This is a genomic window from Actinoplanes sp. NPDC051859, from assembly GCF_044452725.1.
Classification (GTDB): domain Bacteria; phylum Actinomycetota; class Actinomycetes; order Mycobacteriales; family Micromonosporaceae; genus Actinoplanes.
The window spans coordinates 1-20,737 of record NZ_JBITBX010000006.1 but is presented as its reverse complement, the minus strand read 5'-3'; the positions used below and the strand labels follow the sequence as shown (position 1 = coordinate 20,737).

At 68.8% G+C, this 20,737-nt stretch carries 18 protein-coding genes and 1 tRNA gene; 5 read left to right on the top strand and 14 right to left on the bottom strand.

Annotation, left to right across the window (positions count from 1 at the left end; translation table 11 throughout):
- Positions 1 to 4: 4 nt before the first annotated feature.
- From ACIA1L_RS16930 to ACIA1L_RS16910, 5 genes are read right to left on the bottom strand one after another with little or no spacing between them, the layout of a single operon-like run.
- Entirely contained in the window at positions 5 to 346 is a 342-nt protein-coding gene (locus ACIA1L_RS16930) for a hypothetical protein (RefSeq protein ID WP_396073646.1), read from the bottom strand.
- Between the two features lie 35 nt (positions 347 to 381).
- Positions 382 to 2,178 carry a hypothetical protein gene (locus ACIA1L_RS16925; RefSeq protein ID WP_396073645.1) on the bottom strand — a complete coding sequence of 599 codons (1,797 nt, stop codon included), beginning with the start codon at positions 2,176 to 2,178 and terminating at the stop codon, positions 382 to 384.
- Positions 2,179 to 2,238: 60 nt separating this feature from the next.
- Positions 2,239 to 2,613 carry a hypothetical protein gene (locus ACIA1L_RS16920; RefSeq protein ID WP_396073644.1) on the bottom strand — a complete coding sequence of 125 codons (375 nt, stop codon included), beginning with the start codon at positions 2,611 to 2,613 and terminating at the stop codon, positions 2,239 to 2,241.
- 1 nt (position 2,614) lies between these two features.
- Positions 2,615 to 2,908, bottom strand: a complete 294-nt coding sequence (locus tag ACIA1L_RS16915) for a hypothetical protein (protein WP_396073643.1) — start codon at positions 2,906 to 2,908, stop codon at positions 2,615 to 2,617.
- A 29-nt stretch (positions 2,909 to 2,937) separates the two neighbouring features.
- Positions 2,938 to 3,387: a hypothetical protein gene (locus ACIA1L_RS16910; RefSeq protein ID WP_396073642.1), complete on the bottom strand. Its 450-nt coding sequence runs from the start codon at positions 3,385 to 3,387 to the stop codon at positions 2,938 to 2,940.
- Between the two features lie 212 nt (positions 3,388 to 3,599).
- Here ACIA1L_RS16910 and eccCa point away from each other — a divergent pair, with 212 nt between their 5' ends.
- Positions 3,600 to 7,661, top strand: coding sequence for a type VII secretion protein EccCa (eccCa, locus tag ACIA1L_RS16905; protein WP_396073641.1), 4,062 nt, complete (start codon positions 3,600 to 3,602; stop codon positions 7,659 to 7,661).
- Here eccCa and ACIA1L_RS16900 read toward each other — a convergent pair.
- On the bottom strand, positions 7,595 to 8,839 hold the full coding sequence (locus ACIA1L_RS16900; RefSeq protein WP_396073640.1) for a S8 family serine peptidase: 1,245 nt from the start codon (positions 8,837 to 8,839) through the stop codon (positions 7,595 to 7,597). The two genes, eccCa and ACIA1L_RS16900, sit on opposite strands and share 67 nt — an antisense overlap.
- Before the next feature lie 104 nt (positions 8,840 to 8,943).
- Here ACIA1L_RS16900 and ACIA1L_RS16895 point away from each other — a divergent pair, with 104 nt between their 5' ends.
- Entirely contained in the window at positions 8,944 to 11,991 is a 3,048-nt protein-coding gene (locus tag ACIA1L_RS16895) for a right-handed parallel beta-helix repeat-containing protein (RefSeq protein WP_396073639.1), read from the top strand.
- Between the two features lie 16 nt (positions 11,992 to 12,007).
- On the opposite strand, the gene ACIA1L_RS16890 is transcribed toward ACIA1L_RS16895, so the two are convergent.
- A complete protein-coding gene (locus ACIA1L_RS16890) occupies positions 12,008 to 12,679 on the bottom strand; it encodes a winged helix-turn-helix domain-containing protein (RefSeq protein WP_396073638.1) in 672 nt (223 codons plus the stop codon).
- A 707-nt stretch (positions 12,680 to 13,386) separates the two neighbouring features.
- On the opposite strand from ACIA1L_RS16890, the gene ACIA1L_RS16885 reads away from it, so the two are divergent.
- Complete coding sequence (locus ACIA1L_RS16885; RefSeq protein ID WP_396073637.1) at positions 13,387 to 14,235, top strand: discoidin domain-containing protein; 849 nt, start codon at positions 13,387 to 13,389, stop codon at positions 14,233 to 14,235.
- 605 nt (positions 14,236 to 14,840) lie between these two features.
- Here the strand turns inward: ACIA1L_RS16885 and ACIA1L_RS16880 are convergent.
- The 5 genes from ACIA1L_RS16880 to ACIA1L_RS16860 all read right to left on the bottom strand — a co-directional run bounded on the left by ACIA1L_RS16880 (position 14,841) and on the right by ACIA1L_RS16860 (position 17,613).
- A complete protein-coding gene (locus ACIA1L_RS16880; RefSeq protein WP_396073636.1) occupies positions 14,841 to 15,398 on the bottom strand; it encodes a hypothetical protein in 558 nt (185 codons plus the stop codon).
- Positions 15,399 to 15,471: 73 nt separating this feature from the next.
- Complete coding sequence (locus tag ACIA1L_RS16875; protein WP_396073635.1) at positions 15,472 to 15,771, bottom strand: hypothetical protein; 300 nt, start codon at positions 15,769 to 15,771, stop codon at positions 15,472 to 15,474.
- A gap of 44 nt (positions 15,772 to 15,815) precedes the next feature.
- Complete coding sequence (locus ACIA1L_RS16870) at positions 15,816 to 16,334, bottom strand: hypothetical protein (protein WP_396073634.1); 519 nt, start codon at positions 16,332 to 16,334, stop codon at positions 15,816 to 15,818.
- The gene (locus ACIA1L_RS16865) at positions 16,328 to 16,648 is read right to left on the bottom strand and encodes a PadR family transcriptional regulator (RefSeq protein WP_396073633.1); all 321 of its coding nucleotides are present in this window, start codon (positions 16,646 to 16,648) and stop codon (positions 16,328 to 16,330) included. The genes ACIA1L_RS16870 and ACIA1L_RS16865 overlap by 7 nt, the downstream gene beginning before the upstream one ends.
- A gap of 194 nt (positions 16,649 to 16,842) precedes the next feature.
- Positions 16,843 to 17,613, bottom strand: a complete 771-nt coding sequence (locus tag ACIA1L_RS16860; protein ID WP_396073632.1) for a hypothetical protein — start codon at positions 17,611 to 17,613, stop codon at positions 16,843 to 16,845.
- A gap of 397 nt (positions 17,614 to 18,010) precedes the next feature.
- On the opposite strand from ACIA1L_RS16860, the gene ACIA1L_RS16855 reads away from it, so the two are divergent.
- A tRNA-Lys gene (locus ACIA1L_RS16855) sits at positions 18,011 to 18,082 on the top strand.
- 441 nt (positions 18,083 to 18,523) lie between these two features.
- Entirely contained in the window at positions 18,524 to 19,645 is a 1,122-nt protein-coding gene (locus ACIA1L_RS16850; protein WP_396073631.1) for a tyrosine-type recombinase/integrase, read from the top strand.
- Positions 19,646 to 19,789: 144 nt separating this feature from the next.
- On the opposite strand, the gene ACIA1L_RS16845 is transcribed toward ACIA1L_RS16850, so the two are convergent.
- Positions 19,790 to 20,158: an ATP-binding protein gene (locus ACIA1L_RS16845; RefSeq protein WP_396074056.1), complete on the bottom strand. Its 369-nt coding sequence runs from the start codon at positions 20,156 to 20,158 to the stop codon at positions 19,790 to 19,792.
- A 123-nt stretch (positions 20,159 to 20,281) separates the two neighbouring features.
- Positions 20,282 to 20,710, bottom strand: a complete 429-nt coding sequence (locus ACIA1L_RS16840) for an ATP-binding protein (RefSeq protein WP_396073630.1) — start codon at positions 20,708 to 20,710, stop codon at positions 20,282 to 20,284.
- Positions 20,711 to 20,737 lie beyond the last annotated feature (27 nt).

Here is a 20,737-nt window from a genome sequence, read left to right as displayed (position 1 = left end):
GGCGTCACCGCCGCCCGAGACTGTTGCTGAAGGTGGTCGCGGCCTCGGCGTTCTCCTGATCCGTACGGTCGAATCGCTTCGCGGCGCCGATGGTGCCGTCGCTCTGGTTGTCGCCGAGCTTGTTGAGGTCGTGCAGATACTTCGCGGCCTTCTTGATGCGCACGAGACTCTTCACCAGTTCGGCGGTGATGTCGTCGCCCTTGCCCTCATTGCCGACGCCCTGCACGAACCGGGCGTAGATGTCGTCGGCCCGGGTCCCGTATTGGTCGGCAACCTTCGCCATTTTGGCGATGTGTTCGCCAAGGCGCGCCATCGCCTGCGGATCGACATTCACTTGGTCAGGCATGACACTTCCTCCGTACGGTCGCAGCAGGTCACGGATCAGGCGCGGGCCCGGCCGCCGCGATGGCCCCGGCCGCCCTGCTGCTGGTCGGACGAGTCGTCGAAGGTCTCGTATTCCGCGGCGCTGGCGCCGGCACCGGCCGGCCGGCCTACCGAGCCGGGAACCGCCCCGGGCTCGGTGCCCCACACTTCGCTGTCCTCAGCAAGCCAGGTGGTGCGCTCGCGCTCTTTGTTGCCGCCTTGCCCACTGCCGGCGCCCATGCCACCGGCCATGGGCGGATACATCGGCATGCCGGATCCGTTGCCAGTGCCGGCGGCCGTGTTGCCGATGATGCTCCGCATGCTCTCAGCCCCGCGAGCGATGCCGCCGGCCCCGCCGCCTCCGCTGCCGGGGAGACCACCGCCTCCACCGGCGAGACCGCCGCCTCCGCCGCCTAGGCCGGGAAGACCGCCGCCGGTGGTGAAACGACTGCTTGTCGTGCCACCTGAGCCGCCGAGGCCGGAAGCCGCCGATCCGGTATAGGCCGTGGGCACGTAGGGCGAGTACGGGCCGGAGCCTGCATCGCCGCCGAAGTCTGTTCCTGCCGGCAGGCCACCTCCGGTGGTGAAGGGCAGGGGTGCGGGGTCTACTGCCCCGAAGGCTCGGTATTGCGCGGCATAGTCATCGAGTCCGAGCCCGTTGGTGCCGCCGCCGGCGTCGAAGGCTGCGCTGGCTCCAAGCGTGCCGCCCCCGACATCCAGTCCGCCCGTGCCACCGCCGAGATCCATCGCAGCTGTACCGCCGCCGGCGTCCAGCCCGCCGCCCGCGCCGGCGTCGCCGCCGAGGTCCAGCCCGCCGGTGCCGCCGCCAGCGTCGAACGCTTCCATGCCGCCGCCGAGGCCGGTCTCCGCCCCGCCGGAGCCGGCGGTCAGTAGCGAGTCCTCGCCTCCTGGCAGGGCGCCGTCGACACCGCCGGGCAAGTCCGCACCGTCCGTCGCGGGGAGGTCCGGAACATTTACTTCGAGCGGATCCAGGTAGGTACCCGGCATCGAGGGCAGGTTCGCCGTCGCCGCTTGGAAGACGCTGTCGAGTTGCTGTGACGCCTGATCAATGGAATTGTCCAGTTTCACCAGTTCGTAGTTGTAAAGCTTCTTGGCCTCCAACGCGACGGTTGTGACATCCGCTTGGGAAGCGATGACGCCAGCCGCCGCGGCGTTCTGGATGGCGGTGGCTACCGACGAGTTCGGCTGCTGCAGCCAATTGTCGAAGCTGCTCCGCACATTGGTGCGGAAGGTCTCCATCGCGGTGGCGACGTCAGTGAGGCTTTCCGCCACCGGCTTGGCGGTGAGGCCACCGCCCAGCTCCGCCGACACCTTGTTCATCCCGGCGGCGATGTTCACCTTCAGTTCAAGGGTCTGCTCCGCGGCCGTGCCGACCCACTGATCGTCGGTCCAGTTCAGCCCGTTGAGGCTGCCGCTGGCGGTGTCCAGTGCCGTTTTCCAGTTACCGACGAAGCCCGCGATCTGTTTGATGACCAACGGGTTGAAGATGTTCTGGTCCTGTAGCGCCGCGAGGAAGTCGTCCTTCAGTTTGCGGAACTCCGTCTCGGCAGCGAGCACCTGTTCGCTCGGCTTGATGGAGAAGCTGACCGTACCGGTACCCGGTTCTGCGGCATCCATTCGGCCCACACCGTAGTTTCCGGCTCCTCGGGGATACCCCCCGCCGGAACCCGAACGGTTCGCCTGTGCCGTTATCCACTGCGCCTGGAGCAGGGCCCAGCGTTGTCCGTCCTTCTTGACGGGTCCTTCGGTGGTCAGCGCGAGGGTGTTTTCCCACCAGTCGGCCATCTGCTCCATCCCCCTTCGATCGTGCCGTTCAGATAGCGCCGGTCGCCGATGGTGGGCAAGCCGCGGTCTTTACTTAGGCGGAGTGGACCCACCCGACTGGTACAGGTTCAGCGTGTCGCGAAGCTGCTTGAGAAATTCCTCGGTGCGATCCTGGTTCTCGGCGTTCGCCTTGGAGATCCGGGCAACACCATCCATCATGTCGCCTGACAATGTTTCCAGCAGGTCGGCGAACTTGGCCTCCTCGGCGCCCACTCGCCGGTAGAGAGTGTTGATCGCCGCCGTGAGGCTGACCGCCGACGCCGTCTTTCCCGCCTTGATGTCCTGAGGTGGGTTGGCGATGTTGGTGGCCCCGAAGGAACTCTTGAGCTTGCTGCCCGTCAGGCGCATATCGCCGCTGAGTTTGGCGATGAGGGCGGTGTCCCAGTTGACCGTCGGCTGCGTCATCTCAGCCCAGACCCTGCTGGTCGCGGCGTTTGATCTCCTGCGCGATGTCGTCGACCAGCGGGGTGAGTCCCTTGATGTTCTCGTCGATGCTGAGAATCCGCTTGTCCCATTCCTCCTGGTATCTCGAATACTGCGTCCAGGTTTCCCCGGACTGGTTCTTCACCCGAGAATTGGCTTCTCTCTCAAATTCGTTCAGGTCCGCGTTCATCTTCTTACTGAGGCGGCCGAGTTCTTGGATTAGGGCTTGGACCCGGCCGCTGTCGAAACCGATACTGTCCTCAGTAGGCATGGTCACGAACGTCTACCTTTCGTCAAGAGCATCGGTCAGTTGTTGAGTCGAACGGTGTACTCGCGCACCCTGTCCGCGTTCGAGTTGTTGAGCTGGGCGTTCGCCACGGCCTTGTTCTTCAGCTTTTCTCCGAGCATGTTGAACGCCTGGATGGCCTCGTTGAAGTCGGTGACCAGTTGCTCTACCGCGGCAGAGAGTCCCGGGCTGTGCGCGCCCCATACCGCGGTCCGGAGCTCGGTCCCCTTGGGCTGCAAGTCGTCTGACACCGTCCGCAGCCGCTGCCCGGTCGCGTCGTGTGCCTCGGCAAGCGCCTGCTGCTCCTTGATATCGGTATTCGTCATTGGTTGCCCCACGATGCCACCCTTCGATTCACGGAGACGGGTGCCGTCCATGCCGGCCCGCCAGACATTCCAGCAGGACGATGCATCGGTGGGGAAGGCGGCTTTACGAAACCTTTGCGTTGCAGCAAGGAGCCTGCTCAGCATGATGACCTAGGGTCTCGACCGGATAGCCGGGAGTACTCACTGGACGCTCTCCGCAATCTATCGACAGCGGAGTGCGAGGGGTGCCAGCCCGCCTGCACGGAATCGCATTCGCTGTGTACTGTCGGCGCCCGCGTAGTGAGCGGCGATTCCGACGCGATCGGCTACTGCCCCCAGCGACCATCCACTGGCGAAGCCGACGAGAAGGGACCAGCATGAGTACGGTCATGTTCCGGCGGGTGCCGCGCCGCCGCGGCCCGGAGGCGCCGCAGGGTGAGCTGGTTTTGCAGGAGCCGCCCGCGTTGCCCGAGGCATCCTCCGGCAACCTCGCATCGGCGTTGACGTACATACCCATGGCCATCGCGTCCAGCGCCATGGTGTTGATGTTCGTCGGCCCCAGCACCGGCGGCATGATGTACCTGACGGCCGGGCTGATGATGGTGTCGATGCTGATGATGCTCGTCGGCCAGGTCATGCAGCACGCCACCGAGCGCAAGTTCCGCACCCGCGGTGAGCGCCGCGACTACCTGCGTTACCTGAGCCAGCTGCGGCGCTCGACCCGGCGCGCCGTCGAGCAGCAGCATCGGGCGCTGGCCTGGAGCAACCCGGCGCCGGACGGGCTGTGGCCGCTGGCCATGACGGACCGGCTGTGGGAGCGGCGGGCCAACCACGAGGACTTCGCCGAGGTACGGGTGGCGCTCGGCGAGCAGCGGATGTCGTTGCGGATCGCGCCCGTGCAGAGCCGCCCGGTGGAGGACCTCGATCCGCTGACCGCGCACGCGCTGCGCCGGTTCATCCGGGCCTACACCACCGTGGCGGATCTGCCGGTCACTCTGTATCTGCGCGGGTTCCGGGCGATCACCATGCAAGGTGACGTGGCCGTGGCCCGCGACATGACGCGCGCACTTGTCGCCCAGCTCGCCACGTTCCACGCGCCGGACGAGCTGACCTTGGTGATCTGTGCCGACGACGCCGGGCGTGCCGACTGGGAGTGGGCGAAGTGGCTGCCGCACGCGTTGCACGCCACGGACCGCGACAGTGCCGGGCCCGCTCGACTGTTCTGCACCGGGCTCGACGAGCTGGACCGGCTGCTCGGTGAGGACTTCACCGGCCGCAATCGCTTCCAGGCGGGGACCGTGCCCAGCCGCGAGGAACCGTTCGTGGTGGTCGTGCTCGACGGTGGGCGGCTGCCGCAGGGCAACCGGTTCACGGGCGCCGGCTACCGGACCGCCGTGCTCATCGACGTGACCGGCGGGCTGCCCTGGGTGTCCGGGCCGGACCTACTGCGTCTGCAGGTGGCCGCGGACGACCTGACCATGGTCCGGGAGCGTGGCACTGGCGTGGAGTCACGGACCCGGTTGGGCCGGCCGGACCGGTTGGCCGTGCCGCAGGCCCGCGCCCTGTCCAAGATCATCGCGCCGTTCCGCACCTCGGGGAATTCCGAAGCGCCCGAGTCCACAGCCACCACCTTCGACCTCGCCAGCCTGCTCCGGCTGGGCGACGCGGCGACGTTCGACGTCACCGCGGAATGGGCTTCGCGCGGCCCGGCCGAACGGCTACGGGTGCCGATCGGGATCACCCCCGACGGTACGCCGGTCGAGTTGGACATCAAGGAGTCGGCACAGGGCGGCTCCGGACCGCACGGCATGCTGATCGGGGCGACCGGTTCGGGCAAGAGCGAGCTGCTGCGTACGTTGGTGCTGGCCCTGGCCGTGACCCACTCGTCGGAGACACTCAACTTCGTCCTCACCGACTTCAAGGGCGGCGCCACCTTTCTCGGCTTCGAGGACCTGCCGCACACCTCGGCCGTCATCACGAACCTCGCCGACGAGCTGCCGTTGGTCGCCCGCATGTACGACGCACTGCGCGGCGAGTTGATCCGCCGCCAGGAACTGCTGCGCAGTGCGGGCAACTACGCGTCCGTACGCGACTACACCCAGGCCCGCGCAAACGGCGTACAACTGGATCCGCTGCCGTCGCTGTTCGTGGTGGTCGACGAGTTCAGCGAGCTGCTGGCGGCGTACCCGGACTTCATGGAACTGTTCGTCATGATCGGCCGGCTGGGCCGCTCGCTCGGGGTGCACCTGCTGCTCGCGTCGCAGCGGCTCGACGACGGGCGCATGCACCAGCTGGAGACCCACCTGTCGTACCGGATCGGTCTGCGGACCTTCTCCGCGATGGAGAGCCGGTCGGTGCTGGGCGTGCCCGACGCCTACGAGCTGCCGTCCGCTCCCGGCAACGGCTATGTCCGGCTGGATGTGTCGTCGATGGTGCGGTTCAAGGCGGCGTACGTGTCCGGGGCTTATCGTCCGCCCGCCGGGGCGCGCACCGAGACGTCGACCGAACGGGCCACGGGTGTGGTGGAGTACGTCGCCGCGCCCACCGTGACGGCCGACGACGCGGACCTGCACGCGGCGCTGGCGGAACTCGGCGGGCAGCCGCCGGTCGACGAGGCCGCGGCGGCGGCAGCCGACCCGCAGGATGCCGACGAAGGCCCGGCGAGCCGCTCGGTGATGCGGGTGCTGATCGACCGGCTTCGCGGCCAGAGTGCGCCCGCGCACCAGGTGTGGCTGCCACCGCTGGCCGAATCGCCCACGTTGGACCAGCTCATGCCGCCGCTGCTGCCTGACCGCCGGTACGGGCTGCGGCCCACCTACGCCGAGCGGCGCAACTCGCTCGTCGTGCCGCTCGGTGTCGTCGACCGCCCGTTGGAGCAGCGGCGTGAACTCCTCACCGCGGACCTCACCGCCATGGGTGGTCACGTCGGTATCGCCGGGGCGCCGCAGAGCGGGAAGAGCACCCTGCTGCGTACCCTGATCACGTCGTTGGCCTTGCACAACAGCCCGCGCGAGGTGCAGTTCTACTGCCTCGACTTCGGCGGTGGCGCCCTGACCCGGTTGGCCGGCCTGCCGCACGTCGGCGCCGTCGCCGCCCGCACCGAGGCCGACCGGATCGGGCGGATCGTCACCGACGTCCTCGAGATGCTGGCCGAGCGGGAACGCACCTTCGCCGCGCACGCCATCGACGGCATGTCCACCTATCGGACGCTCCGGCGCCAGGGCAAGTTCGACGGCGATCCGTACGGCGACGTCTTCCTCGTCGTCGACGGCTGGGCCACCCTGCGCCAGGAGTTCGACCGGCAGGAGGAACAGATCCGGCAGATCGCCGCGCGGGGGCTCAGTTACGGCGTGCACCTGGTGGCCGCCGCCGCACGCTGGAACGACATCCATCTGAGCGTCCGGGACCAGCTCGGCACCAAACTGGAGCTCCGGCTCGGCGAGGCCATCGACTCGTCCATCGACATCCGCGCGGCCGCGACCGTGCCCACGGCGGCCGGTCGCGGACTCACCCCGGAGAAGCTGCACTTCCTGGCGGCCCTGCCGCGCATCGACGGCCTGGCCGACACCGAAGACCTCACCGACGCCGTGGCGGAGCTGGTCCAGGCGGTCGGTGACGCCTGGACCGGCCCGGCCGCGCCACGCCTGCAGGTGTTGCCCGACGAGCTGGCCGCTGCCCAGCTCCCGGCGCCGGAGGGCGACCTGCGGATGGCGCTGGGTGTCACCGAGGGGTCCCTCGCGCCGTTCTGGCACGACTTCGCCGACCAGGCCCACCTGACCGTCCTCGGCGACTCGGAGAGCGGCAAGAGCAACGTGCTGCGTCTGGCAGCCGAGGCCATCATCCGACGGTACGGTCCCGCCGAGGCGCAGATCGCGCTGGTCGACCTGCGCCGCACGCTGGTGGACTGGATACCCGAGGCGTACCGGCTGGGCTACGCCGTGACAGCACCCGCGGCGCGCGACCTGATCGCCAACCTGGCACCGGCGATGCGCGACCGCCTCCCCGGCCCGGACGTCACGCCCGAGCAGCTGCGCCGGCGGGACTGGTGGTCCGGCATCAAGCTCTTCATCCTGCTCGACGACTACGACCTCGTCGCCTCCTCGATGTCGAGCGTCCTGGAACCACTGCTGGAGATGCTTCCGTACGGTGCCGACATCGGCTTGCACGTGGTGCTGGCCCGGGGTGCGGCCGGTGCCGGACGTGCGGCGATGGACCCCGCACTGCGCAAGCTGGACGAGTTGAACGTGCCCGACCTGATGTTGTCCTGCCCGCCGCTGCAGACCCCGTCGAGCAGCTCGATCAAGGGCCGGATCCTGCCGCCCGGCCGCGCGCAACTGGCTACCCGCCGGGGGGTGCAGCTGCTCCAGACCGGCTACCTGGCCGAGCTCAGCGCCTCCCGCACCTCGTCGGAGGCACCGCCCGCGGACGGCCCGGGTTGAGCATCGGCGTCCCGGCGGCGGCGTTGAACGAGCAGCCAGCTCGCGAGAGCCGCGGCGGCGACCAGCACGAACGTCCCGCCGGCGGCGGCGTACGCCAGTCGCGCCGGTCGCAGGTCGGGCTGCGCCGGGCGGGCGGGGCGGGCCGTCGCCACCGGAGGCGGTGGACCGTTGCCCAGGTCCTCGGCCACGACGGCGGTCACCGCGGCGTACGGGTCCACCACCCCGTACCCCTGCGCGGGGTCGGGCAACGGCCGGCGGCCGGGAGCGTCGGCGGTGCCCAGCAAGCGCTTCTTGACCTGTACGGGATCCAACTCCGGGTGGTAGCCGCGGACCAGCGCGGCAGCTCCGGCCACGAACGCCACCGCGACCGCCGGCCCGCTGTCGAAGAAATGCCCGCGTCCGGTGGTCGCGATACTCACCACCTCTTCGCCGGGTGCCACCAGATCGACCCGCCCGGCAGGTGCGCTGCCGGCGGCGCCGGCCGCACGGTCCAGCGGGGCGACTGCCAGCACTTCGGGATAGGCGGCCGGGTAGGCGGGTCGGTCACTGTCGACACCGGCGATGATCAGTACGCCGGCCTGCGTGGCCTCGACGACCGCCGCACGCAGTTCGTCACTGCCAGCTGCGGCGCTCTGCCCCACCGCGATGACTTTCGCCTTGCCGTCCACAGCAGCCCGGATGCCCGCGGCGAGCACGTTCGCCCCGATGTCGTCCCGGTCACTGGCAACCCGTACCGGGAGCAGTGCCGCTTGCGGAGCGAGACCGGTGAACGCGACGTCCGGCGCCGGCCGGGCGGCGATGATGCCGGCCAGGAACGTTCCGGAACCGATGCAGTCACCGTCCTGCACCGACTCCTTGGTGCTGTCGACGGCGGGCAACACGGCGTCCCGCAACGCGGGGGCGCGCTCACTGATTCCCGTGTCCAGCACCGCGACCGTCACCCCGGCGCCGGTCGACAGCGGCCAGATTCGTTCCGGCGCGAGCCGGCCCTGCGCCCAGGTGCGTTCGCGGTGGATGACCGGGGATCCGGGCGCACAACCGTTGTCTGCCGTCACGGCGGGTCGCTGCGGGGGCCCGTCGGCGGCCTGCGCTGTGCCGCCGACAGACGCGCCTGCCCACCCCAGCGCCAGCGCCACCACCGCGGCCCGCAACATCCACCGTGCTCGCCGGTCTGCCATCGCGATCTTTCCCTTCGTCGGCCGGGATGCTATCGGCCGCCCACCAACCAGGTCGCTCACCGGGTTGCCCCGGCCGGCGGCCGGCCGTCCTCCTGGAGTGCACCGTGACCGAGGTCAGCACCGTCGATGAGCTCGACACCACCGACGCCCTGCTGGTCGCGCCGCATCAGCCGGACGCGTACCGCACCATCGCTGCGGCGTTGCGGGACGCCGGCCCTGGTGCGGTGATCCTGGTAGAGGACGGGGTCTATCGGGAGCCACTCGATCTGCCTGACGGTGTCACTGTCGCCGCGCGTGCTTCGCGTACGGTGCGGGTGGAGCTTCCCGGGGACGGCACCGGCGTCACCATGCGCTCGGGTTCGGCGACACTGCGCGGTCTGGTGCTGAGTCATGCCGACGGGCAGAATCCGGCTGTCGCGGTCGCCGGGTCGCGCCTGCACCTGCAGGACTGCGCCATCGAAGCCGAGTCCCTGGTCGCCGCGCTGGCACACGAGGGCGGCGACCTGACCGTCACGAGCTGTCGGATCAGCAACACGGTCGGTGCCGGGCTGGTGTTCGTCGGCGGCTCGACGGGCATCGTGCAGAAAAGCGAGCTCAGCGACTTCGCCAGCTCCGCCGTAGTGATCAGCGGAAACGCCGACCCAACGATTCGCTCCTGCACGATGGCCCGCGCGGGCGGCAACGGCGTCTGTGCCACCGACGGCGGCCGCGGCACGATCGAGGACTGTCAGATCAGTGGCACCACCGGGCCGGGCATCGCGGTGGAACAGCGCAGCAGCACCCGGCTCGTCCGGTGCACCGTCCTCGACGGCGCCGACATCGGCATCTTCATCAGCAGCTCGGCCGCGCCGTCCCTCACCCAGTGCGCTGTCGGCGCGGTGCAGGGCACGGGCCTGCACGTCGCCGACGGGGCCACACCGCACCTCGATGAGTGCGAGGTGGTGGGGGCCAGCCAGGCGATGGTCGTAGCCGAGGGCGGCAGTCCCCGACTGACCGGGTGCAGCCTGCGCGAGAGCGGCCGCGTGGGGGTACGCGTCCAGGCCGGCGCGGCGGCCACTCTGGACGCCTGCGTCGTCGCCGACTCGGCCGGTCCCGGCGTGGAGGTCGAACGCGGCGGCACCATATCCATGGATCGCAGTCGGGTACACGGTTGCGGCACCAGCGGTGTGCTCTTCGTCGAGGGATCCCGGGGCAACCTCACCGGCTGCGAGATCTTCGGGAACACCGGCGACGGCGTGACGGTGTCGACCACCGAACCGGTCGCGCTGCGCGACTGCCGGGTACGCGGCAACACCGGCCAGGACATCCGCCGCGACGACGCGCCGAACGCCACGGTCGACGAGCCGGCCGAACCACGCCCCGGATTCCCCCGCGAACTCGACAGCGGGAGCCAGCCGTCCCCGACCGGGGCCGGGACTGGGACCGGCGACGCGGAACCGGACGCCGACGCCGAACCGGTCGAGGAAAACGTCTCGGTCCTGCTCAACGAGTTGCGCGCCCTGGTCGGACTGGCCGGCGTCAAGGAGCAGGTCACCTCGTTGGTCAACCTCAACATGCTGGTGCAGCGGCGGCGCGAGGCCGGGTTGCCCAGCCCGCCGATGAGCCGGCACCTCGTCTTCCTCGGCCCACCCGGCACCGGTAAGACCACGGTGGCGCGCCTCTACAGCCGGATCCTGGCCGCGCTGGGCACCCTACGGACCGGGCAGATGATCGAGGTGGCGCGCGCCGACCTGGTCGGGCAGTACATCGGACAGACAGCCATCAAGACCGGGGCGGTCTTCGAGAAGGCACTCGGCGGACTACTCTTCATCGATGAGGCGTACGCGCTGAGCCAGTCCGGCGGGGACGGCCCGGACTTCGGCAAGGAAGCGATCGACACGCTGGTCAAGCTGATGGAGGACCACCGCGACGACATCGTGGTCATCGTCGCCGGCTATGCCGGGGACATGGCGAAGTTCCTCGACTCCAATCCGGGACTGGGCTCGCGGTTCGCCAAGCAGGTCACGTTCGCGTCGTACTCCGACGAAGAGCTGGTCACGATCATCCAGGGCCTGTGCAGCCGGCATCAGTTCACCCTGGAGTACGGGACGCGGGACGCCTTGACGGCGTACTTCGCCACCGTGGTCCGCGACGCCAACTTCGGCAACGCCCGACTGGCCCGGCAGGTTTTCGAGGACATGGTGTCGCGACAGGCGCAGCGGCTCGCAGCCGACCCCGACGCCGGCCACGCCGCGCTCGTCCAGCTGCTGCCCGAGGATGCCCCGGCGCCGGTGGGCCCCGGAGCGGCAGCCGGCCGTGCAGAACTGTCGGGACTGCTCGAACAACTGCACGCCATGGTCGGACTGCCCGCGGTCAAGGCCGAGGTCGGCAACATCGTCAACCTGATCGAGTCGGCACGCTTGCGTAAACAGGCCGGCCTCCCGGTACCGACCATCGGCCGGCACCTCGTCTTCTCCGGCCCGCCCGGCACCGGCAAGACCACTGTCGCACGGCTTTTCGGCCGGCTGCTGGCATCGCTGGGCGCACTGCGCACCGGCCAGCTCATCGAGGCGTCCCGCGCCGACCTGGTCGCCGAGTACGTGGGACAGACCGCCCAGCGCACCCGGGCGATGTTCGAGCGCGCCCGGGGCGGTGTGCTGTTCATCGACGAGGCGTACGCGCTGGTGCCCCCGGGCGCACCCACCGACTTCGGGCGGGAAGCAATCGACACGCTGGTCAAGCTGATGGAAGACCACCGCGACGACATCGTGGTCATCGTCGCCGGCTACCCCCAGGAGATGAACCGCTTCCTGCGCGCGAACCCCGGGCTCGCGTCGCGGTTCGCCCGCCACGTGCGATTCGCCGACTACACGGTCGACGAGTTGGCCACGATCGTCGCCAGCATGGCGGAAGCAGCCGGATTCACCATGACCCGGCAGACCCGGGACGCGGTGCGTCGCCTGTTCCAGGGGCTGCCTTCCGGCGCCAGCCACGGCAACGCGCGTACCGCCCGTCAGGTCCTGGACCACATGGTGCTGATGCAGGCCAACCGGTTGCAGGACATCGCCGACCTGAGCATCGACGACCTGCGCATGCTGATCACCGAGGACGTCCCCACCGGAACAGACGACCTGTTCGGCCACGCCGACGACGCCGGGCCGGCCGATGCCTGAGGTGTCCCGGACCCTGTCACCCCTTGCGCTTCGAGTCGCGACAGCGGGTCACCAGCCGGTAGCCCACACCGCGGACCGTCTCCACTGCCACCCCGGTGGAAGCAAGTTTGTTCCGCAGCGTCCCCACGTGCACGTCGACCGTACGCGACCGCCCGGACCAGGAGGTCTGCCACACCTGTTGCAGCAGCTCCTCCCGGTGCTGCACCACTCCGGGTTCCCGGATCAGCGCCACCAGCAGCTGGAATTCCTTACGCGTCAACGTCAGCCGTACGTCGTCGGCCACCGCCTCGTGCCGGTCCACCCGCACCTCCAGCGGGCCAAGCTGGTAAACCGGGTCCGACTGGCGGTGGATACGCCGCAGGACGGCATCCACCCGCGCATGCAGGTCGAGCAGGCTGACGGGCTGGATCAGGCAGTCGTCCGCCCCGGCGTGCAGGCCCGCGACCCGACTGCGCTCATCGCTGCGATTGGTCAGCAGAATGATCCCGACATCACTGCCGAGCCGCAGCTCACGGCAGATGTCGGCACCGTCGTCGTCGCCGACCATCAACAGGACCAGCTGGACGGCGGCGACCTCGGCGACGGTGGGCATGCCGGTGCTCCGGTCCACGGCGTACCCGAGATCGCGCAGTGCCGCCGCGAGCGCGACACCCAGACGGGCGTCCTCGCCGGCCAGCAGAATCCTCACCAGTATCGCTCCTCATACTCACGATCTCGCCGTCGGCCATCGCATTCGGCACTCGCCCTGCGGACCGCCGGCCCTTGACCACAATAGGCAGAATGATCAACAGTCAAACCGTGGTGCAGTGTGCTCGCAACCGGTCGACGCCCCCTCACCGCGATGTCTGACGACATCCGCCCCCAGCATCCGCCGGTCGGGAAGGACCCATGCAAGACAACGATCGCCAGCAGGCCAACGACGAATCCACCAAGCTGAGCCGCGCGTACGTCCTCCCCGGGACACCGCAGGCCCGGCGCGGGCGCCGACGGCCAAGCACCGGTGCGACCACTCCGCCGCCGGCCCCCACGGCGTCCAGCCCCAGCACATCCCCAGTCTCCTCGCCGGCCGCTTCGTCGGAGGCGTCACCGGCTGCTCCATCGGTGTCATCGCCGGCCACTTCGTCAGCGTTGTCGCCGGCCGCTCCATCAGCGTCTTCGCAGGCCGTTTCGTCGGGGGCTTCGCCGGCCGCTTCGTCGACGTCATCGGCCACTTCATCGACGTCATCGCAGGCCGTTTCGTCGGGGGCGTCGCCGGCCGCTTCGTCGGACACGAGCGTCGGGCCCGGAAGCCGGATTCAGCCCGCCGACTTTCCGGCACCGGCCTCTTTTGTCACCGCCGCCAAGCGTTCGGTTCCGGCCGAACCGCCGGGAGCGGGTGCGCCGTTCCTGCGCCGGGTGACCAAACGCCAGCGTCGCATCGCCCTGGCCGGAGCGGCCTTGGCTCTCGTCCTGGTCCCCTTCGCCTTCGTCTCCGGCGGTGGCGACACCGCCGCGTCAGCCCAGGACAGCGCCCCTGCTCCGGTTCCCGACCCCACACAGTCGGTGTGGATCGTCAATCCCGTGGCACCCTCCGGCGCTGCGGCCGGCCCGTCCGGCGCCCCGGCCGGCTCGGCCGCCCCCGGCCCGAAGACCGCCACGCCGTCGTCGGGCGCGACGAAGCCGACCGGCACCAACGCGAAACCGGCCGGCCCGGGCTCCGCGACCTTGACCCCGGTGACCAACGATCCCGCTCAGCAGCCGGCGAACCCGGCGCCGCCCGCCGAGCCCGGCCCCGTCCCCCCGGCGCCGCCCCCCGCGCCCGGACCGGTCCCCCCGGCGCCGAACCCGGCCCCGCCGGCTCCCGCTCCGGCACCAGCTCTCCGGAACCTTGCGCTCAACGTCGCACGGGAGGCCAGCACCAACAGCTCCAGCGCATACAAGGCTGTGGACGGCAACGAGGGCAGCCAATGGACCAGTTCCGGCTCCCGTGAACAGTGGCTGCGTATCGATCTCGGCCGCGTCCGGAAGGTCTCCGAAGTCCTGCTGAAATGGGGCACCGACTGGCCGAAGTACTTCCTCATCCAATCCGGCAAAGTCAAGGGCGAACGCGTACGGCGCCACGAGGCCAACAAAGGCGGCAACCAGGTGGACCTGGTGAAGTTCACGGGCGGATTCGAATGCCGTTACCTGGAGGTGTGGACCGACTGGTCGAGTGGCCGAGCGGACCAGATCACCATCCGCGAGTTCGAGGTGATCGGGCAGTGACGCCGCGCCGGTTCGGGATCCGCCTGACCTGATCCCGAACCGGCCAGGCCTTCGGTCGACGGTCCTCGCCGTCGTCCTGGGTGCCTGCCCGTCCGGCCAGCGTCATCCGAGGTCGGGGGATGAACAATCGGCGAACGCGTGTGCGCCTCGTGCCGAGTCCTCTCGGAGGAGGATCTTCTCGCCGATTCTGATGCGACAGGTGATCGTCGCATCGGGGTTCGTGCTGGTTGTCCGGGCCGTCAGCATGATCGGCAGCGTGGGTGCGTCCTCGACCGCGTCGTCGAGCCGGAACGTCGCCTGACTCGGCGTCGAAACTGCCGCCGGAGCCGTGGTCACTGTAGGGCTACTCGTCTTCTCGGAGCTGTCACCGAAGCCGCACGCAAGGGCGCTGGCCGCACTGAAGACCAGCACGGTGGGTCAGGACGGGTCCAGCACCCGCAGAGAAGTGATGCATGGGGTTCTCCGCAGCTCGACCGGTGCCACGTGCCGCTCAGGCACGGAACCCCTGGACAAGAAACGGCGATCGTCGCCGCGCTCCTCGGCGAGGAGGCCACAGTGAAGGTCTACCGCCGCGGCAATGCAAGAAGCATTCCAGTCCTGATCATTCATCTTAGTTGCGGTGATCTCTGGCTTTCGCGGCGTCGGGTTTCGGTTCGCTTCCATCGGTCGCAGTCCATTCGATACGCCTCGTGGGCGTCTTCCCACCGCTCCAGGCTGGTGCCGAAGGCTCGATGTCCGAACTGCTCACACCACTCGGAGGAGATAGCAAGATACGGAAAGAAGCTGCCCTCATGACAGCGTACGCATAACGGTTCGGCCGGAGCTCTACCGTCATCGAGGAACACTCGTTCGTAGCGATCGCTCCCGGCCAGCGCAAGCAGGACGGCTTTCTGCAGGGCGGGAAGCAATGCGCGGGCCACCTCGGCAGTCAAGAATGAGGGTAGGTCTTCGTGACCGACTTTGCCCGCCGCGTCCCCGAGAGATCTCGCGGTGACAGCGGCGAGGAACTGCACCACCTGAGGGCCGTAGTACGCGCGATACCACTGCTCGTTGGTGACCGTGTCGGTGTCGGTGGAGTCGGTCACCGTCGTGATCAGCAACTCGCCGCTGCCGGGGCTGTCGACAGCCAACTCCCAACCGGCCGGGTAAAACATCATGCTCATGCTGACACCCTTTCCGGCGGATCTGGTGACTGCGGATGCATCAGCCGCGCGAGTTCTCACGGCGTGGCGGCTCTCAGACGCCCTTTAGCCATCCGTTCATTGCCATGCCGAGGGGAACGTAGTGGGAGAGGGTCACGATGACCGCGCTGACGCCGACGACGAGCAGGCCAGCCCGGGTCCGCCGGATGAGCGAACGCGCTTTGGCGGCGAGCGTCAGGCAGGCCATGCCGAGCAGCCCGGAAGTGATGCCGTAGTTCGCGTCCGCCAGGAGCAGGTAACCGCTCCCGTCCCAGCTCTCGACGAGGAGCATTCGCAGCACGACGAGCCCGGCGATGACCGCGAGAATTCCGGCGCCGGTCAGCCCGGCGGCCATGCGCTGCCACCCGGTACGACGGCGCTGCAAAGGTCCGGCGATCATCATGGACAGACCGAGCGCGCGATCAGGAACGGACCACCCATGTAGGCGATCCAAGCGCCCATTTCGAGGATCCCCCACAATGGGCCCAGGACCACCAGCGGGCCGTTGGACGGCCACAGATCGGTGGTAGCGGTAGAGATGCCGGCTGCTCGGCGCGACGGTACGTCGTACAGCTGGTAACGAAGCGCCACTGCCACCAACCAGGAGATGACCGGCCAGCCCAGCCCGATAGTAAGAACCCGAGCGACGAGAACGAGTGTGGGCGCCGCTGTCGCGGTGAACGGCCCGCCGCCAAAGCCTGTCCGGACGATCGAGCGTAAGGCCGGGAGCGTCCACGCGGCGGCGAGCAGGTAGCGCCAGCGGACCGCAGCACGCGTGGAGGACAGGGTCATGAGATCGGCGGTCCACTCCTGGCGCTGCCGGTCACGGAAGCCGGCGGGCAGGAGCCGGGCCAGCACCGCCACGGCGCTTCGTTCGAGCGGCCGCAACCCGGCCGTGGACAGCAGTCGGGTCACCATGCCAGCCGCCTCGCGCCGCCGCGGGCACTGCGGCGCTTCTCCGCCGCCGCGACGGCATCGCGGGCGGCGGTCACTCCGGCCGCGGTGAGCTGGTAGTAACGCCGCTTGGGCCGCCCGGCGGCGTGCGCGTCGATGTCCTCTTCCCGGCTGGTCAACCAACCCGCCACCTCGAAGGCCACAAGGATGGGATACACCGTGCCCGGCTCCAACCCGGCCTCCGCAGCGAGGTCAAGCCCGTAGCGTTCCTGCCCCGGGTCTTCCAGGAAGGCCCGCAAGGCCAGCAGGCGCGGGATCGTCATGCGCAGCGAACTCATGCCGGAGACCATAGACCCTATGCCTAGTTCTTCATAGGGGTACCCCTCGAACGCCACGCGACGAAGGAGGCAGCCAGTGTCTCCGGCCGGGGGCTTCCCGACAGGCCGCGGGCTCCCAGACACCTCCTTCCGGCCTAGCAATCGAGCCAGCCGAGGAGCTCAGGTACTCGGTTCTGTTCGGCGCTCCGAGTCCGTCACCAAGGCCGAGTATCCGAGGGACGAGGGGCACCAGAATCGCGGCCAGCCGTGTGCGGTCTTCGGCGCATCGCGAAGCCTAGGGCAGTGCTGATCATGATCGCGCCTAGTGCGCCGGCCACCCGGGCGCCGCGGGGGCGCGTCGGATCGCAGGCAAGAGTTCCCAGAGCCCATGAGGACGCGAGCGCAAGCGTCATCCCACCGCGCCGGCTCCGCGCCACCGCAGCGGCCACCGCTGCGGAGGTGGCGACCAATCCGGCAGTGGCCGCGGCGACCGCGCGCGGCGAGGCCCGATCCGCTTGAGCGGCGAAGACATTGACCGCGCTCGCCAGGGTCGTCCAACCCAGCAGAAGTCCAGTGCTGGCCGGCGTGGCGCGGACCAGACCGGTAGCAGGTGGTGTCCGCTGCAGCCGGATGTGCGCGGTCGCGGCGAAGGCGGCGGCCACCGGCAGCAGGTACGGCGTCAGAGCAAACCGTCCGGTCTGGGCGGCCGCGGACCATGCGGCATTCACCGCGTACGCCCCGGCCAACGGCCAGCCGGTGCGTCGGCTGATCGCGTCACCCCTCCCGGCCGGCAGGCATTGGCCGACGGCCGATGCCGCACAGCTGGCAAAGATCGGTGCCCATATGCCGAAGGCGTAATCCGGCGGCGTGATCGCCGTGGCGTACTGGTCAGTCTGCTCACCGTCACCGAACAGTGCGCCAAGATTTGGCACTGCAACGAAGGCCGCACAGGCTCCGGCCAACGCCAACGATCGCGTCCTGTCCACTCGTCCCCCTCCGAAATCCAGCTTAGTTTTCTGGGGCATCCGACCGCCGTGTAGGCCGCAGGATCACGGCCCGGGCACGACAAACGGCCCTTCTCCCAGTGCGGAGAAGGGCCGTGAGGCGAATTTCAGTCAGCGTCGGCCCCGGCTAGGTCTGGGCAGCGGCCTCGGCCGGGTCAACGTCCGCTTCGAAGGCCCCACCACCGCCCCCGGACCCGTACGCACCGGTCGCCATCGACGACGCGCATCTTCACCCCGCTGACCCGCCGGACTGGACGACGCCATCGGCACAGCATCTCGACTCATCCAAGGGGCGCAGCGCGTCGATGCGACGCAGGGCCCCTGCGCAGACGGGTATCGCTTAGGATTACGTGCTTCGGCCAGGTAGTCTGGCCGTCGCGGGCCGCTAGCTCAATGGCAGAGCTGAGGACTTTTAATCCTTAGGTTCGGGGTTCGAGTCCCCGGCGGCCCACCTAGCTGAGCAGGGAATATAGCCGAACATGAGATCCCGAGCGGATCGTGTGAGGCACATGTGGGGCGTGGTCATGCCCCACATGTCCTGCGGTTGGGTGGCCTCCGGGTTCGAACGCCGGGCTTGGGATTGGAAGTCCTCCTCTGACATTGAGAGAGAGGAAACTTTGATCCTGTTTGATGGTTCTTGGTGGCCCGTTGAGCCTCGAGGCGGTATCTGCGGCTCAGCCTGCGTTAGCGGCGGGTGGTCGTGATGGCGGCGACCGGTAACGGGACGGTGTTCGCGCGGTGTGCGTGCCGGTGTGCGGAGACTGGCCGGCAGTTGGGTGCCCGGTGTCCGCGGCGTGGGCTGGCGGGTCATGGCCGTTGGTACATCGATGCGCACGTGCCAGGTGCTGATGGTCGGCAGAAGCGGCTGCGACGGGGTGGGTTTACGTCTCGGGTGGCGGCCGAGCACGGGCTGGCCGAGGTGCTGGAGATGCCGGGTCCTGAGGCGATGGCCGAGACGTGGACGGTGAAGCGGTGGCTGGAGTACTGGCTGTCGCAGATGGAGGACCGGCTGCGCCCGTCGACGGTGCGGGCGTACCGGTCAGTGGTGTACCGGCATCTGATCCCACGGCTGGGCCGGTATCGGATCGCGGACCTCGACGGGCGTTGCGGTGCGAAAACCGTCCAGCGGGCTGTCGACAGGATCACGCGGCAGGAGCTGGTTGACGGTGAGCTGATTGCGCCAGGGACGGTGCATCGGATCGTCGCGGTGCTGCGTAGTGCGTTGAGCGAAGCGCGTCGCCAAGGCCTCGTGTCCTCGAACGCGGCGTGGCGACTGCGGCTGCCGCGGGGTGCCCGTCCGACGGCGGTGGCGTGGACGCGGGAGCGAGAGGCGCTGTGGCGGGCTACCGGAGCCCGGCCGGCGGTGGCGGTGTGGGATGTCGAGAACGTCGCGAAGTTCCTAGAGGCGGTTAAGGATGATCCGCTGTTCCCGTTGTGGTGGCTAGTCGCGTTGCGGGGCCTACGCCGCGGCGAGGTGGCGGCACTGCGCGGCAGTGATCTGGACGCCGAGTTCCGGGAATTGAGCGTCGAACGGCAGCTGCTGATTGTCGACGGCAAGGTTCGTCTCGGGCCGCCGAAGTCCGCAGCCGGGGTGCGGGTCCTGGCGTTGGACGAGTTCACCAATGAGTTGCTCCGTGAGCAGCGCCAGCGTCAGCGGGACCGGTTCGCCGGCACCGACCGCAACGCGCACGGGTACCTGTTCACGCATCCGGACGGGCGTCCGATACGCCCTGACTGGCTCACCCACCGGTTCTCCGCTCTGGTCTGCAAGTACGGTCTTCCACCGGTCCGGTTCCATGACCTGCGGCACGGCGCGGCCAGCCTGGCCGGTGCGGCCGGTGTCGAGTTGAAGGTGATCCAGCACGACCTCGGGCATTCCAGTGCGGTCACCACCGCGGACACCTATTGGACCGTGTTCCGGGAACTTGCACACCGGGCGGTAGCAGCCACGGTGAACCTGCTACGTACCCATGCACGGGTGCGGTTCAACCTCGGCGCGGAGTCGCAGGCATGACAACCTGACCTGACCTGACCTGACCCTGACCTGACCTGAGCGACGCGGATTTATTCCCAAGGCGACCCGATCCCGACGGAATGGCTCTGATTGACCTTTAGGATCCGTGTTTGACTTTGATGGAATTCGAAGGTAGTTGCGGCCTTATTGGCGTGTGAAGGTGGCCCATATGTGTTTGGTGGGTGGGGTGATGTACCAGCCCATGTCTGCGGAAAACGAGCGGGTGAGGGTGAGGCCGCGACCGCCGATGTCGGTCTGCTGCGCGGTGGTGGGGATCGGGATGGTGTCGGGGGCGTGGTCGGTGACGTCGAGGAGGAAGAGGTCACCGGTTTTCGATAGGCGAATCTCTGTGGGTGCCAGGCCGTGCCGGATGGCGTTGGTCGCCAGTTCGGTGGCGACGAGCACCATGCGTTCGGGCACATCGTCGAGCCGCGCGTCGTCGGTGAGTTCGGTGGCGAGCGCTGTCGCTAGGGCGCGGCGGAGCTTTTGTAGTTCGGTGGTGCTGTCGAGGATCCAGGTTTGCAGGACTTCAGGGGGGGCGGTGTCGACTGCTGAAGTTCACTCATGCGTACGCAGGTGCCCCGCCGACTGCCGGTTCATGCTTGTTCTGCAGGTAGCCGGGTGCGGGATGGTGGTTCAGGCGGCGTGCAGGGGGCGGGAGTTGGAGGGTGCGGGCATGCGGGCCCAGACGACCTTGCCGGTTTCCCCGGTGCGGACGCCCCATTGCTGGGACGCGGCTTCGATCAGGAGTAACCCGCGGCCGCCGGAGCGGTCGGGTGCGGGTTGCCTGGTTTGTGGGATGGCGGTGCTCGAGTCGGCGACTTCGATCAGTACGGCGCCGGGGGCGAGGGTGACGATGAGTTCACCGGGTCCGCCGGTGTGCTGGCTGACGTTCTGCACCAGTTCACTGATGGTGATCAGGACGTCGTCGATCCAGTCGGCGTTGTGCTCGGCGGGAAATTCCCGCTGCAGGGCGTCGCGGGTGGCGTGCCGTAGGGGAAGTGCGGGGTCGCGGTTACGGAACGGACACCGGAGGACCTCCACCGCGTCGTCATCCTTCCGCATGGGCTGTGACTGCCCGGCATTGTGTCA